This window comes from Streptomyces sp. NPDC045287 (genome assembly GCF_056432325.1).
The window spans coordinates 195,994-211,187 of the sequence record NZ_JBWKJG010000007.1; the positions used below are offsets into that span (position 1 = coordinate 195,994).

A 15,194-nucleotide genomic window follows, 5' to 3' on the forward strand; every position below is an offset into this window, starting at 1 on the left:
CGTGCCGTGCGCCCCCGGGGGCCGGGGCGCGGCGGACGTGCCCTTTTCCGTCAACCACCTTCGAAGAAACGTTTGTTGAAAGACGAACCGCCGACGGCTACCAGCCAAAACAGGGCCGATTTAGTATGCGCGCGGGCGCTGGGGGCGGCTCAAGATCGGCATATGGAGGTGCCACGGGTGCTCAGCACCTTGTGACGGATGCCGACCTGAGGAGTTCCCCCACATGCGATTCGGACTTCTGTACCAGCTCCAGTTGCCCCGGCCGTGGGACGGCGACAGCGAGGAGCGTCTCTTCCACGAAGCGCTGGAGCAGATCGAACTGGCCGACCGGCTCGGCTACGACCACGTCTGGGCGACCGAACACCACTTCCTGGAGGAGTACTCCCACTCCTCCGCCCCGGAGGTGTTCCTCGCCGCCGCAGCCGCCCGCACCCAGCGGATACGGCTCTCCCACGGCATCGTCACCATGGCCCCGTCCGTCAACCACCCGGTGCGGGTCGCCGAGCGGATCGCCACGCTCGACCTGATATCGGGCGGGCGCGTCGAGTTCGGCACGGGCCAGGGCAGCTCCCAGATGGAGCTGGACGGCTTCGGCGTCGACCGCGCCACCAAGCGGGACCAGTGGCGGGAGGCGATCGGCGTCGTCGCGCGGATGCTCGCGGAGGAGCCGTTCACCGGGCACCAGGGCCGCTGGATCGACGTACCGCCGCGCAACGTCGTGCCGAAGCCGAAGCAGCGGCCCCACCCGCCGCTGTGGGTCGCCTGCACCGCCCGGCCGACCATCGAGGCCGCCGCCCGCGCCGGCCTGGGCGCCCTGGCGCTGTCGTTCACCACCCCGGAGGAGGCGAAGGACTGGGTCGACCTGTACTACCGGGTGATCTCCTCCGACGACTGCGTGCCCGCCGGGCTCGCCGTGAACCCGAACTTCGCGGTGGCCCTGCCGTTCATGTGCCACCCCGACCCCGAGACCGCGTTCGACCGGGGCGTCGACGGCGCCCACTTCTGGTCGTACGGCCTCATGTACTACTACTTCCTCGGCAGGCACCGCCCCGGCAGCAGCGACATGTGGCGCCAGTTCCAGGAGACCCGCGACCAGCACGGCCTGTCCCGCAGCCCCGTCCAGGAGCCCCCCGCGCCGGGCACCCCCGGGGCACGGCTCGCGGAGATGGCGTCCCTGGGGCAGGGCATCGGCACGCCGGAGCAACTGGCCGACCTGGTCCGCCGGTACGAAGACGCCGGTGTCGACCAGGTCATCTTCGCCCCGCAACTGGGCAAGAACCGGCACGAGCACATCTGCGAGTCCCTGCGCCTGTTCGCCGAGGAGGTCATGCCCGAGTTCACCGCCCGCCGCGCCGCGCGGGACGCGGAGAAGGGCGCCCGCCTGGAGGTCCCGATCCAACGGGCCCTGACCAGGATCCCCCCGGCGAAGACGGACATCGGGGACTACGTCGTCGCCCCGGAGCTGGGCGACTGAAGAGGAGAGGGACCCGGCCGGGCGAGGGGCCCGGCCGGACCGCTTGAGCGGGCGACCGGTCGCCGGGCGACGGCGCAAGGCATCGGTGCCGCCTGCCTCTCAGACCCATTTCCACCGCCGCACGCTCTCGTCACCGGCCTCCAGCATCCGAGCGAGCTGGGCATTCGAACGTCCCTGATCGAACAACTCAGCCGCCCGCGCACGCCGGGCCTCGGCCACCTGCGGTCGCATCAAAGGAGGAACGACGGGTCCGCAGACAACAGGCGAAGGCTTGAAAGACATGACGCCAGACTCCTACCAATGAGCCCACCACGCCCACCGAAATTACGAAAAGATCAGCAGGGCGGCCTGCCAGTTGGAGCTTTTACTCTATGTCGGTGCGGCTTCAGAGAACCCGAGTGACGAGGGACAGACTCACACCGGAGCAGCAGGAAGCGCTGTAGGAACTCGACATCGAATGGGCGATGTAAAGTTTAATCGCCCGAAACCCAGATATAGCCATATGTTCGGACCACTTCGTTCGCTAGGGCCTCGATTGCCCTGATGTCCGCATCGAGGTCGGCGTTCCCATGCCTCATTAGCTTCAGCTCGCGAATTAGAGCAGCAGACTGAATCGAATTAAACATCGTGTCGCCGTATTGATCGATCACTGAGAAGATGGTTCCTTCAGTAGCCCTATCGATGATCCTCTCAAGCGATGCTCCCGCACCCCTCACATGCTTGCGCTCGTGAATGCGATTCTCGATGTACACGGAAAGTCCCATGCTCTACCTCCTAATTTTTAAGGGGGTCGATTCCCTGGAATCGACCCCCTTACGTTTCCCTCTTGTTGCTTACGGCTTCGGAATCGGATGCATCGTCCTTACCGTCCCGTACTTGTCTTGGACGACCCGATACCAGGTCGTGGGCATGCTGCCCGAGTCTATCGACAGGTTTCCTACGATGCTGCCAAAGTCTACATCACGTTCATAGAAACCTTTTTCGTTCGGACCGCCGCATGCGCACATGTTCGCCCTATCAACGAGGGCGTCCAGGTCTACGTGCGCTTCGAATATGCTCTTTTCTGAGATGGCAAGAGATCCCCCCGGCATGTGCTTACTTCGCACATATGCCTCACTTAGATCATCCAGCATCGCATCTACACAGTTCGCGATCGGCAAACTGCTCCGGAATGCTGCATTGCGCGTAACTTTCGGATCTGGGCATTTTGCATACCTCGCTGCCCGCGCAGAGCGAACAATGTCATCCAGATTCGCGAAAGCCTTTGCCCTACCGACCGGGAGGGCTGATGCAACTGCCCACAGGCAGTCACTAAGGGCGGGATTTTCGATACACTTCTTTATGTCGTTGAGTCCGGTGGCTTCCCAGAATATCTCGGTCATCACCGCGTCGGGCTTGTAGAAGACGAGTTCGCCGTCGCCATCTGCTGCGCCGTAGGCGCATGGCGGGAGGCTATCCCTGTTCATGGGTATGTGGCACTTGGGCTTACTTTCGCGCTCTTCCTTGCGCTGCTCCTCCGCGGTCCGACGTATCGCGGCTAGCTCGGCCTCGCGCTTCTTGAGGACGTCTTCCCAGGCTGCTGACGCATCGGCTTCGGCTTCCTTGGCGCTCTTCCCTGCGGCGAGGGCATCCTTTCGGGCTACGTCAGCCGACTGTCGCGCTTCGGTAGCAGAGATACGTGCATACTGGGCTGAAAATTCTGCCTGTGCGGCAGATTCTTCGGCCTTGATGGCGTCCTGATTGGCGCGGTTGGCCGCGTTGCGTGCGGTGGTAGCGGAAGTTTTTGCCTGGGCGGCGCTGGCTTCCGCACGGTCGGCGGCGGCGTCGGCCTGAGTTGCGTAGCCAGCTGCGAGCTTGGCGCTTTCTTCAGCGGCAAGCCGTGACTGTTCGGCTTTGTCATCTGCCTTGTTGGCGAGGAACGCTGCCTGGGCGGCACGGTAGCTGTCTTCGCGGGCCTTGATGGCAATACTTTCGCCTTCGGCGATGAGCCGATCGACCTGGGCGATGTGAGTATAGGAGAGTTGATCTTTGCGGTCGGCCATGTACTGGCCGACCTGGATGAAGGTGTGGAGCTCGTCGGCGGGCGCGTTCAGTGCGACCTTCGCGGCTGCCTTTACCTCGGGGCCGCCATCGTTGAACAGTTTGCTGGCCACAGCCCGTTCATCGGTGTTACGTGCGCTGTACTGGGTGTTGTTTAGGAAGATGCGCAGCGCGGCGATGCTGCCATCCAGCAGGGCCTTCTTCGCGGCACTCTTCGTGCTGGTACCACCGGTGTTGTAGATGCGGGTGATCTCGGCACGGTAACTGGTCTCGGCGACTTTATACTGCCCCGAGGTGTAAAAGTCACGAACTTGCTGATCGGTACCCTTGAGCGCTTCGGCTGCTGCGGTACGTACAGGTTCATAGGGGCTGGTGGTGGAAAGGTCGGCGACCTGCTGACGAATCTCGTATGCAACGCCCTCCTGCCATCCGGTACGAAGGTACTCCAGGACGTCCTCGTCGGTGCCTGCAAGGGCCTGGGCTGCGGCGTCCTTCCTCCAGGATCCGAAGTACTGCAGCGCGCGAAGCGCGAGGGCGCGGCCCTTCTTGACGATGGCTGTCCTGTCGGCGTCGGGCTGAGCAAGTTCAGCGGCCAGCGCCTTGGTGTCGTCCTCAATCGCCTCGCCTTCCGCCACGGACATTGCCGCGTCCTTGGTGAACTCGTTGGCGACAGCCTGCTGTGTCCTGGCGCGTTCGATGGCGGCGTTGGTACGGGTGACTAGGTCTTCGGCCTCAGTGTCGCGGGCGAGAGCGAAGGTCTTCTTCGCGGTGGCCACGGCCTGCTCGGCGGTGTCGGCTGCTGCGTCTGCGAGGTTGGCCTGTGCAGTGGACTTAGCTGCTTGCTCGGATGCCGCCCACGCATACTTGGCCGCATCCTCAGCCGCATCGGCGGCCTTGTCGGCATGATTGGCTGCCGAGTTCGCAGCATCTCGTGCCTCATTCGCAGCCGCGGCCGACTTGCGAGCCAGCGCCTCAGCAGCAGAGGCCGCACGATTCGCCTCGTTCGCATGCCGGCGCGTCTCCGCCGCCGCAGCCCTCGCCTCCGCAGCCGAGCCACCGGCCGCTTCCGCATAGCTGGCCGCTTCATCGGCCGCGCTTGCCGCGCTGTTCGCATTGTTCGTCGCGGACCTGGATGCCGCGGCGGCATCGGCCGCCGCCAGCGATGCCAGACCGGCCTGCTCTGCCGCCTTCGCGGCACGTCGGGCCAGCTCACCGGCCTTGCGCGCATCGGCCGCACGATCTGCGGCTTCCTGCGCCTTACTCCGGTCCTTTCCTGCTGCGATCGCTGCGTTTGAAGCACGTGCAGCAGCGTCTGCTGCAGCTACGGCTGCGCTCGCAGTCTGTGCCGCCGCCAAGGCAGCCCGACGCGCAGAACGGTTAGCGGCGTCGGCCGCACCGATTGCGGTCTGCGCCGCATCAGCCGCAGCCCGCGCCGCATCAGCGGCCTGCTTCGACTTGATAGAGGCCCGGTTCGCATCAGCCTTTGCCGCCTCGGTCTCCCGCGCGGCCCGCTGTGCGGCTTCATCAGCCAGGGCCGCTGCGGCAACCGCCTTGGCGGAGGCCTCCTCAGCCTTATCGGTGGCCTGCTCGGCCTGCTTGCCTGCTTGCTCGGCTTGCTCAATCAACTGCTCGATCGTGGCGTGCTCCTGATCACGGTTACGCGCCACGAACTGACCAACGTCAAGGAACTCGAGGACATCCTCATAGGTGCCCTCGAGCGCAAGTTTGGCGGCCGCCTTCACATTGGTGCCACCGGTGTTGTGGATCCTGGTGACCTCCGCTCGATCGTCGATCTCCTGCTTCACCCATTGATCGGCCTCAAGGAACTGCTTAACTTCCTCGGCGGTGCCTAGCAACGCGGTTTTGCCTGCGTCCTGCACAGCCGGCCCCCCAAAGTGGATCACACGGCTCGCCTCAGCCCGCTGGTCCACCTCGTGCGGAGCCTTCCACCCACCAGCCAGGAAAGCTTCCACGTCCTCGGGGGTGCCCAGGAGCGCCTTCTTCGCTGCATCCCGAACCGCCGAACCACCAGCATTCAGCACCCGGGAAACATCCACCCGGTCATCAACCTGTTGCAGCGCCGGCGCATCTGCCAGGAACTGCTGGATATCCGCTTCCGTACCCAGCAGTGCCTGCCCAGCCGCGTCCTGCGTGCCGGAGCCACCCGTAACCCAATAATCGACGACCAGGGCACGACTCGACGTGGACAGTACGTCAGCTGAGGCAGGAGTGGCCTGGAGCAGACCGGCTGCCAGCGTGACGGATAGTACGGAGGCGCAGGCCGTGCGGAAGGCGAGTCCGCGAGATGGTTCGCTTCTTGGCCTTCTGGCCGTCCGCCTCAATCGGGTGAGGCGCGATTGGTACTTCATCCGACAGTCCTCTTCCAGGAAAGTTGCATACCTCCGAAAACAGACATAGGGGACCTGTGTGCGGAGGCATGCCTGCTCTCCTCTGGGCACGAGGTGATGCGCAGAGGTGAACGTGCAAAGGGGCGCGGCAGCTTGGGGCAGTCAAGCCCCATCCCGAAGGTCCCGTTCGACATAGGGGACCGCGGCGCTGGTTGAATCTTACATCTGCTTTACTTTCATGAAGCGGAGGGTGTCGTTCCCTTTTGCTTCCTTCACATGCCTTCCACCTGAGAGGTCTCCATGGCGACAACCCCTGCCGGGAAGCTGCTTCTGGGCGGTGCGACGATCGCGCTCGTGATCGGGTTCGGCGCAACCGCGCTTGCCGCTCCCCAGACAACTCCGACCGCTCCGCTCGCGGCTGCTGATGTGCCGGTAGCGGTCGAGGATTTCAACTATCCGGGCGCGGACAAGATCCTCGCGGAGCGCGGTATCACGCTCAAGCGTGGCGACGGACACATCGTCCTCACCTCGATTACTGACCCTAGTGAGTGTGTGAACGACCCAGAGAACCTGCTGGTGGAGTCCCACAAGGGTAAGTTCTGCTTCCGCACCAACGCCAACACCGGCTATCTGGCGATGGAACTCCCGGAGACGTTCAACATTTGGACCGGCGCCTCGCCCGTGCAGGCGACCTTGACTCCCAACGGCACTCAGGACAAGACGGTCGTCAACGTCCCCGCCAATGACTTCAAGGGCCTCGGCGAGTCCGGAGACGATGCCGTGCGATCCGCCCTCGTCGAAATCCGCCTCAAGGGCTGACCTTCTTCGAGGTGCGCGGCCCTGCGTAGCAACACACGCGTAACCTTCACGCTCGCGGCTAGGGTTGCGGATTGAACCCTGCACTAGCAAAGCAAACGAGTGTAAGCGTTGTCCGTCTGCGTCTACCCACCGGTGCCGTCGAGATCGACCCGCGGAGGTTCATCTCTACCGCGAGCTGCTTCGCCAAGGGCTCAGCGTCCGGCACAGTCGTGACCTGCAAGCCGCCACTCAAGTCGATCGGCACTATCGGCCGCACTGACCCCAACCACTGGTCGGATACGCGAGGTCGACAAGCTTGTATCCCGGCCTGAGAGCGTGACCTGGTGCTGGCACGTCCGTCCTCCTCCGCTACCGGCATCACTCCGGTGGCGCTCACCAAGACGGTCCTCTCGACCGGAGAAGAACTCACCGCGACCGGCTTCGGCCACACCAAGGACGAGTAGTCGCCGGCCGAGCCCCACACCGCTGCCTTCAGGATCGACACAGTGGACAACACCACGATCACCACGGACGCTCCTGCCAACAGGCTCACGTCCGTGGGGGAGGCAGGCGACACCGGACTGCGCTCCGTCCTCATCGAACTCCGCGTCATCGGCTGACCCGGCGCCTTCCGACTGCTGAGCAACAGCAGAGGGAAAAGCCGCCCCCTGTCCTGCCCAGACCATACGTATAAGGAACCGAAAGTGCCTAGAATGCGCCTACGCGCAGCCGTGACAACCAGCCTCATAGCTGCCGTCGTGGCCGCCGGTACGCTCACCGCACCCGTCCACGCCGTCACCGGGACCCCCGACACCGCTCACACCTTCACCGCGAGGATCGAGATCGGTGACCGGGAGGACACCAAGCGGGCTTGCTCCGGTGCCCTGGTCGACGCCCGGTGGGTGTTGACCGCCGCCTCCTGTTTCACCGGCGAGCTCGCCGAACTCGCCCCGGGCAAGCCGCCTGTGAAGACGGTCGCCACCATTGGGCGCGTCGACCTCACCACTACCACCGGGCACGTCACCGACATCGTCGAACTTGTCCCCCGCCCCGGTCGCGATCTGGTCATGGCCCGCCTGGCGGTCCCCGCCACCGGCATCACCCCGGTCGCGATGGCCACCACCCCTGTCGCCGCCGGTGACACGCTCACCGCCGCCGGGTACGGCCGGACCAAGACGGAGTGGGTACCGAACAAGCTCCACACGGGCTCGTTCGGTGTGGACAGCGTCACTGACAGCGCCCTTCACATCACCGGCAAGACGGCCGACGACGCGATCTGCAAGGGCGACACCGGCGGTCCCCTGCTGCGTACCACCAACGGCAAGCTGGAGCTCGTCGGTGTCAGCACCCACTCCTGGCAGGGTGGGTGCATCGGCGAGACGGAGACCCGCAACGGAGCCGTCGCCACCCGGGTCGACGGCATCAAGCCGACATCCCGCCTCACTGCCGGCCAGCGTCTGCTGCCCGGTGAGAGCCTGGTCTCGGCGTCCGCCCGGCTGACCATGCAGGCGGACGGCAACCTCGCCGTGTACGCACCCAGCGGCGTACTTCTGTGGGAGACCAAGACGTCCCAGGCGGGCGCCACCGCCCGTATGGGGACGGACGGCAACCTCCAGGTGCGCAGCGCGGACGACAGCGCGACGTTGTGGGAGTCGAAGACGTCCGTGGCCGGTGGGCAGGTGGTGCTCAACGGCGGTGGTGACCTGGTGGTCTACGACGCCCAGGGTTCTTCGGTGTGGTCGAGTAACAGCGCCCGGCGCAACGACGTCAACGCCGACGGGCGCAGTGACATCAGTGCCTGGTACGACTACGCCGACGGCAGTGACCGCCTGTGGTCGTTCCTGACCCGGGCCGACGGCACCTACAGCACGCCGGTGAGCGGGTACTACGGCAAGCCCACCGGCTGGCAGGTCGACCACATGAAGCAGGTCGCCGGCGACTACAACGGCGACGGTCTTGGCGACGTGGCGGTCCTCTACGGCTACGACGACGGCAGCCTCAGGCTGTGGACCCTGCTGGGCAAGGGCGACGGGACCTACGAGGCGCCCTTCGACTCCTGGACGTTGGCGAGCGGTTGGAACTTCGCCAATCTCACCCCCTACAGCGGCGACTTCAACGGTGACGGGCGCGACGACCTGGCCGTCTGGGACGCCTTCGCCGACGGGCAGGACAAGATTCGTACCTTCACCGCCAACAGCCGTGGCGGGTTCAACAGCCCCGTCGAGGCCTGGGCTGGGGACCAGCGGTTCTGGAACGTCGAGCTCAGCAAGCTCGTCGTCGGTGACTTCAATGGTGACGGGCGCGACGACCTGTCCGCTCTGTACGACTACGACAACACCAGCGTGAAGCTGTGGACGTGGCAGAGCAAGCCTGCCGGCGGGTTCGCCGAGCCGACTGTCTCCTGGTCGAGCACCACGTGGGGCGACTGGGCGAGGATGGGGGTCACCGTCGGTGACTTCGACGGCGACCGGCTCGACGACGTCGGTGTCTGGTACGACAGCGCCGACGGCAGTGACGCCATCCGCACCCTGATCAGTCTCAGCACCGGCGACGGTTTCAAGGCCCCGACCGTGGGCTGGAGCACCGCCGCGGGCGCCTACTACTACCCGTCCATGAAGATCGTCACGGGTGACTACAACGGTGACGGGCGCGACGACCTGTCCGCCATGAACACCTACAACGACGCCAGCATCAAGCTCTGGCTCTGGAGCAGCAAGCCCGACGGCAAGTTCAACGCCCCCCTCCAGACCTGGTACAACGCACCCGGGAACTGGGAGCTCTCCCGCGTTCAGCTCCTCGGTCAGCACCGGAAGTAGACCAGCGTCCCCACCGGGCCGGCCCCTCGGCGAGCTGTAGCTCGAACAGGCGGTGCCCCCGTGACCGCTACAGCGGCGCCCCTCATCGCAACACCGGATGAGGGGCGCCGCTCACTTGCACGCCCTGCGATACGACAGCAAAAGGGGTGTGTCAATTTAACGGCTGACCTTGGTTGTTGCGGTTCAGTTGTTGGCTGGAGTGAGCCGGCCTTCGAAGGCGATCTGGAAGGCGTTACTTCGACGACTGGCCGGAGGCGATCTACGGATCGGAGCACGGCGAGGTCGAGTACGCCCTGACGCGGGAGGAGTGGGAGCGGCGCCGGTCCGCCGCGCGCGTCCGGACCGGGAGCTGACCGTGGGGGCTGCACGTTCGGTTCGGGGGGTGGCCGCGGCGGTTGCGCGTTCGGTTCGGGGGCTGGCCGTGGGGTTGCGCGTACGGACCGGGGGCTGATCGTGGGGCAGTGCGTACGGACCGGGGGTCGGCCGGGGGTCGCGCGTACGGTTCGGGAGCCGGCCGTGGGGCGGTGCGTACGGGCCGGGAGTCGGCCGCGCGGGCCGGACGGTTGAGGGGGCAACCGTCCATTCGGCAACCGGTGGCCCCGCCGCCGCCAAGTCCCTCCCGGGTCAGGGGCGTCCGCCCCTTGCGGATGCGACGTACCTCCGAAAGGGGGACGATGTGGGCAATGGCCGCCACACACGTCCTCCGGGCCGCACGAAGGAGGGGGCCGCGCCCGGGGAGGGAAGGAACGCCATGCCGAACCGCAAAACAGCAGCCGTGTTCGCCCTCACGCTCGGTCTCACGGTGGGGATGGCCGGAACGGCCGAAGCCCAGCCGACCGAGGAGGCCCTCTGCCCGTCGACGGGTCTCTGCTACTTCCACTACATCGAGAAGGACTACTACTCCGGCGATGAGACGAAGCGCTGGGTGAACCACCCGCAGCCGGCCTCCTGCTACTACATGGACCGCGCGGTGGCGGGACAGAACTGGACGAACAAGACCATCTACCTCAGTAGGACGTCCTGTGCGGACGGAGCGGTCGCCGACGCCCAGGTCGCGCCCCACTCGTCCTGGCGCGACGAGAGCAGGCCCTACTACGCCTTCATCACGCCGTGAGCGCGGTGAGACGTCCCGCCCCGGCCGGCGACGGACGGGGCGGGACGGCGGTCCACCCCCAGGCGCGGTGGAGGGCCGTGGCGAAGGCCGCGGCGAGCTTGTGCTCGCCCGTCGGGCCCGGGTGGGTGCCGTCGTACGTGTCCGTCCGCAGGTCGTAGCCGGCGGGCGGCGCGGCCATGACCAGGGGCGAGCGGGGCGTGGACAGGTCGGCGGCCGTCGCCGCGAGGAGGCGGTTGAAGCGGGCGCACTCCGCCGCGAAGGGCGGCTCCTCCTCGGCCCGCACGTTCGGGATGACCGGCAGCAGCACCGCCCGCACGTCCGGGTTGGCGGCCCGCGCCGCCGCGAGGAACGCGCGGACGTTCTCCGTCGTCTGGTCGCTGTTCGTGTAGAAGCCCAGGTCGATCAGGCCCAGCGAGACGAGCAGCACGTCCGCGCCGGACGTCGCCACGGCCTCCCCGACGAGCGGCGCCATGTGCAACCAGCCCTCGCCCCAGCCCGCCAGGTGCGCCCGCGCCTCCTCGGGGAACGCCGGGTCCGCGTACGCCGTCGACACCGGGGCGCCCGCCACCGGGTCGTACAGCGTCGTCCGCGGGCCCACGATCGCGTACCCGCCGGGGCCGAACACCGCCTCCAGGTGCTGCCACATGCGGTAGCGCCAGGTGTGCTCGCCGGCGCTTCCGATGGTCATGGAGTCGCCGACGAACATGAACCTGGGACGCATGGTCGCCATCATGGCCGGTGGCGTGCCCCGGACGCCACGTGACCGTGGACACTGGACGACATGGCTACCCTCCGCGCCCCCGCCCGCGCGCCGCGCGTCCTCGCGGGCCGTGTCGCCGCCCGTGTGCCGCGTGTCCTCCCGGGCCGTGTCGCCGCCCGTGCGTCGCGTCCCCTCCCGGGGCGTGCCGTTCGTGTGTCGCGTGCCTTTCCGGGCGGTGCCGCTGCCCGTGTGTCGCGTGCCTTTCCGGACGGTGTCGCCGCTCGCGTGTCGCGCGCCCTCCAGGGCCGTGCCGTTGCCGTCGCCCTCGCCGCGGCGCTCCTCGCGGTGGCGGGTCCCGCCGGGCCGGCCGCCGCGGACGACGACGATGACGACGGCTTCGCGTTCGCCGACGCCCGCATCACCGAGTCCAGCGGCCTCGCCGCCAGCCGCGCCCACCCCGGCGTGTACTGGACCCACAACGACCAGGACGAGCCGCGGGTCTTTGCCGTCGACGGGCGCACCGGCGAGACCGTCGCGACCGTCACCCTGCGCGGCGTGGGGAAGCCCCGCGACATGGAGGCCGTCTCCGTGGGCCCCGACGGGTACGTGTACGTCGGTGACATCGGCGACAACCTGAACGGCTCGTGGAAGCACGTGTGGATCTACCGCTTCCGCGAGCCGGAGCGGCTGCGCGACACGGCCGTCGACGCCGTGCAGTACACGGTGGGGTACGAGGACGGGCCGCGCGACGCGGAGGCGCTGATGGTGCACCCGCGTTCCGGGCGCGTGTACATCGCGTCGAAGAACGAGGAGGGCGGCGGCCTGTACGAGGGCCCGGCGAAACTGACCACGCGGGACATCAACGTGTTCCGCCGCGTCGGGGAGGTGCCGTGGGTGACGGACGGCGCGTTCTCGCCGGATGGCAAGCGGCTGGTGCTGCGCGGCTACTTCAGCGCCCGCGGCTACGCCTGGAAGGACGGGCGGCTCGGCGCCTACGACCGCGTACGGGCGCCGCTCCAGGCCCAGTCGGAGGCGGTGACGTACACGGCGGACGGGTCGGCGCTGATGTTCGGCACGGAGGGCGTGGGGAGCCGGGTCGTGCGGGTCCCGGTGGAGGGCACGGGCGCAGCCTCGACGCCGGCCCCGTCGCCTCACCCGTCCCAACCGCCCTCGGCCTCCCCAGCCTCCCCGGCGTCCCCGGAGCTTCCGGTGTTCCCGTCGCCCGGGGACAGCGCGGGCGCGGCGTCCGGGGACGACAAGCCGGGCGGCGGCTCGGGCCACACCCTGGGCCTCGCCGTCCTGGGCGCGACGCTGCTGGTGGGCCTGCTGCGCCTGCGCATCCGGGGCATCCGGGGCGGCAGGGCGCCGGGGGCGTGAGGGGAACGGCGACGGGGACGGGGATGGTGGGGCGGTGGCGGTGGCGGTGGCGGTGGCGGTGACGGGGACGGGGACGGGGATGGTGGGGCGGTGGCGGTGGCGGTGGCGGTGACGGGGACGGGGACCGGGACGGTGGGGCGGTCGGGGGCGCGGGGCGGTGACGGGGACGGGGACCGGGACGGTGACGGGGACCGGGACGGTGACGGGGACCGGGACGGTGACGGGGACCGGGACGGTGACGGTGACGGGGACGGTGGGGCGCGGGTGGGCGCCCCTGCGCGGCCGGTCCGTCAACGGCAGGGAACGGTCGGCCCGTTGAGCATCGCGCCCGCCACCTGCTGGCCCTTGGGGGTCCAGTAGCCCAGCTTCGAGACGACCGTCGAGCAGGTGTCCGGCGGCAGCGTGACGTGGACGGTCACCGTGGCCGGGCGGCCGGGCTGGAGGTCGGTGAACGCGCAGTCCAGGGCGTGGGCGCTGCGGGTCGTCGCCGGGTAGCGGCCGGTCAGCGGGTTGACGCAGCGGACGTCCGTGGACGCCAGCGCGATCCCGGTGCCCGGCTCCCCGATGAGCCCGAAGCGGGCGCTGCCGTCCCCGTCATCGCCGCCGCCGGTCCGCTCCACCGTGTACGTGAGGGTCGTCGTCTTCCCCGGGGCGAGCACGGCCGGGGGCGCGACCTCGATGCGGTGCATGGGCGCGGGCTTCGGCGCGGCGAGGGTGAACGTCGCGGTGACGGTGCCCGTCACCGGCGTGGTCGGGGTCCGTTCCGTGCCGCTCACGCGGACGGCCGCCGTGACCTCGTACGTGCCGGGGCCCGGGTAGTCGGCGCGGGTGCCCAGCGTGCCGGACGCGGCGCCGTCCTCGTCGCCCCGGCGGGCGGTCCACGTACCGGAGACGGTGCAGGCGCAGTCGGCCGCGGCGGACACGGTCATGGCGGCCCCGGCGACCGTGACGCACAGCCCGACGGCCGGTCCGGCAGCCGGCCCGGCGGTAGGCGCGGCACCCCGCTGGGTCAGGGGAGCGGTGGGGGCGCAGTGGGAGACGGGCGGGGGAGCGGCGTCCCGCGCGCCGGGCGCCGCGGCGGCGGGGACAGCGCCCGCGAGGACGGTCAGGGCCGCCGCCGCGAGGGCGGCCGGCAGGGGGGTTCCGAGACGCACTGCGTGCCTCCTGGTCTGTGCGGTTGTGTCGGCTGTACGCCACCGATGCTGCGCGACGGGCCGGGCGCCCGCGCGCCGACTGGTCCATCAGGAGTGCGACGCGCCGCCCACGGGCGTACGAACCGGCGCGCCGCCCCGGCGGGATGCCCCGGCGGGGTGCCCCGGTGGCGTGCCGGCCACCCCGGTGACGGGGCGTCACGACCTGGCCGGGTGCCCCGGGGTGCCGGCCGCCCTGCCCGTGGGGTGTTCGGTGTGCCGCACTGTCCGTGGGGATGCCGACCGGCGCGTCGCCCCGCCCAGGGGGCGCTGGCCGGTGCGCCGACCCCCCGTAGGGGCGCCGGCCCCTATAGGGGTGCCACCCTCCGTAGGGGTGCCGCTCCCCGTAGGGGGTGCTGAGCCCCGTAGGGGTGCCGACCCACTCGTAGGGGTGCCGCCCAGCGGAGGGGTGCCGCTCCACCCGTAGGGGCGCTGGCCCCTGTAGGGGTGCCACCCTCCGTAGGGGTGCCGCTCCACCCGTAGGGATGCCGCCCTCCGGTGGCGGGGCGTCACGGCCGGGCCGCGTGTCCCCGGGGTGCCTCCGCCTTCTCCGCCACCTTCGCCTCGAATCCGCGCACCAGGCAGCTCAGCCCGAACGCGAAGTGGTCGAACTCCGCCGAGAACGTGTCCTCCGACAGCCGCGCCATCAGCGGGAACTCCCCGCTCGACATCACGCGCGTCAGGATCGGCTCCTGGCTGCGCCAGAACTCCTCGTCGCTGACACCCGTCTCCCTCGCCGCCTCCGCCGCCTCGATCTCCATCCGGGCGATGCCGCTGGTGAAGCTCTGCACGGCGATGATCACCGACAGGGTCTCGGGGTCGCTCAGCCCCATGCCCCGCAGCCCGGCCAGGGCGACCTCCAGCGCGCGCAGGGTGCCCGGCCCGAGGACGCTGCGGCTCTGGTTGATCTTCAGTAGCCAGGGGTGGCGCCGGTACAGGGCGAGGTGGCCGCGCGCCAGCGCCTCGACGCCGCCGCGCCAGTCGTCCGGGGTCCGCGCGGGCGTGCCGGGCGGGAGGCCCTGCACCCGGTCGAGCATCAGGTCCAGCAGCTCGGCCTTGCCGGGGACGTACCGGTACAGCGACATCGTGCCGACGCCCAGCTCGGTCGACAGCCGCCGCATCGACACCGCGCCGAGCCCCTCCGCGTCGGCGAGCTCGACGGCCGCGGTGACGAGCGCGTCCAGGGTCAACCCGCGTTTCGGCCCGCGGCTGGGCGGCTCGCCCGCCCCCCAGAGGAGCTCCAGGCTGCGGTGGACGTCACCGCTGCCGCTCGTCGTCGTGTCGCCTCCGCTGCTGGTCATGGCGTCAGCGTACGGCCCGGAAATCCCCCGCCGGAA

10 protein-coding genes are annotated in these 15,194 nt (G+C 68.9%); 5 read left to right on the forward strand and 5 right to left on the reverse strand.

The window, feature by feature from the left end:
• Positions 1-223 precede the first annotated feature (223 nt).
• Positions 224-1,474 (forward strand): LLM class flavin-dependent oxidoreductase, encoded by a 1,251-nt coding sequence (locus AC07D6_RS14420; RefSeq protein WP_479044333.1) that lies wholly within the window; start codon positions 224-226, stop codon positions 1,472-1,474.
• 473 nt (positions 1,475-1,947) lie between these two features.
• On the opposite strand, the gene AC07D6_RS14425 is transcribed toward AC07D6_RS14420, so the two are convergent.
• Positions 1,948-2,238, reverse strand: coding sequence for a hypothetical protein (locus AC07D6_RS14425; protein WP_479044335.1), 291 nt, complete (start codon positions 2,236-2,238; stop codon positions 1,948-1,950).
• A 69-nt stretch (positions 2,239-2,307) separates the two neighbouring features.
• Positions 2,308-5,883, reverse strand: a complete 3,576-nt coding sequence (locus AC07D6_RS14430; protein WP_479044338.1) for an ALF repeat-containing protein — start codon at positions 5,881-5,883, stop codon at positions 2,308-2,310.
• 279 nt (positions 5,884-6,162) lie between these two features.
• Between AC07D6_RS14430 and AC07D6_RS14435 the strand changes: the two genes are divergently transcribed.
• The 3 genes from AC07D6_RS14435 to AC07D6_RS14445 all read left to right on the forward strand — a co-directional run bounded on the left by AC07D6_RS14435 (position 6,163) and on the right by AC07D6_RS14445 (position 10,590).
• Positions 6,163-6,681: a hypothetical protein gene (locus AC07D6_RS14435; protein ID WP_479044340.1), complete on the forward strand. Its 519-nt coding sequence runs from the start codon at positions 6,163-6,165 to the stop codon at positions 6,679-6,681.
• 710 nt (positions 6,682-7,391) lie between these two features.
• Complete coding sequence (locus AC07D6_RS14440) at positions 7,392-9,476, forward strand: FG-GAP-like repeat-containing protein (RefSeq protein WP_479044342.1); 2,085 nt, start codon at positions 7,392-7,394, stop codon at positions 9,474-9,476.
• Positions 9,477-10,227: 751 nt separating this feature from the next.
• On the forward strand, positions 10,228-10,590 hold the full coding sequence (locus AC07D6_RS14445; protein WP_479044345.1) for a hypothetical protein: 363 nt from the start codon (positions 10,228-10,230) through the stop codon (positions 10,588-10,590).
• Here the strand turns inward: AC07D6_RS14445 and AC07D6_RS14450 are convergent.
• Complete coding sequence (locus tag AC07D6_RS14450; protein ID WP_479044347.1) at positions 10,580-11,311, reverse strand: GDSL-type esterase/lipase family protein; 732 nt, start codon at positions 11,309-11,311, stop codon at positions 10,580-10,582. The genes AC07D6_RS14445 and AC07D6_RS14450 overlap by 11 nt on opposite strands.
• A 264-nt stretch (positions 11,312-11,575) precedes the next feature.
• On the opposite strand from AC07D6_RS14450, the gene AC07D6_RS14455 reads away from it, so the two are divergent.
• On the forward strand, positions 11,576-12,667 hold the full coding sequence (locus AC07D6_RS14455) for a WD40 repeat domain-containing protein (RefSeq protein ID WP_479044349.1): 1,092 nt from the start codon (positions 11,576-11,578) through the stop codon (positions 12,665-12,667).
• Between the two features lie 290 nt (positions 12,668-12,957).
• On the opposite strand, the gene AC07D6_RS14460 is transcribed toward AC07D6_RS14455, so the two are convergent.
• Positions 12,958-13,821 carry a hypothetical protein gene (locus AC07D6_RS14460; protein WP_315877192.1) on the reverse strand — a complete coding sequence of 288 codons (864 nt, stop codon included), beginning with the start codon at positions 13,819-13,821 and terminating at the stop codon, positions 12,958-12,960.
• Between the two features lie 545 nt (positions 13,822-14,366).
• The gene (locus AC07D6_RS14465) at positions 14,367-15,158 is read right to left on the reverse strand and encodes a TetR/AcrR family transcriptional regulator (protein ID WP_479044352.1); all 792 of its coding nucleotides are present in this window, start codon (positions 15,156-15,158) and stop codon (positions 14,367-14,369) included.
• Between the last annotated feature and the right edge of the window lie 36 nt (positions 15,159-15,194).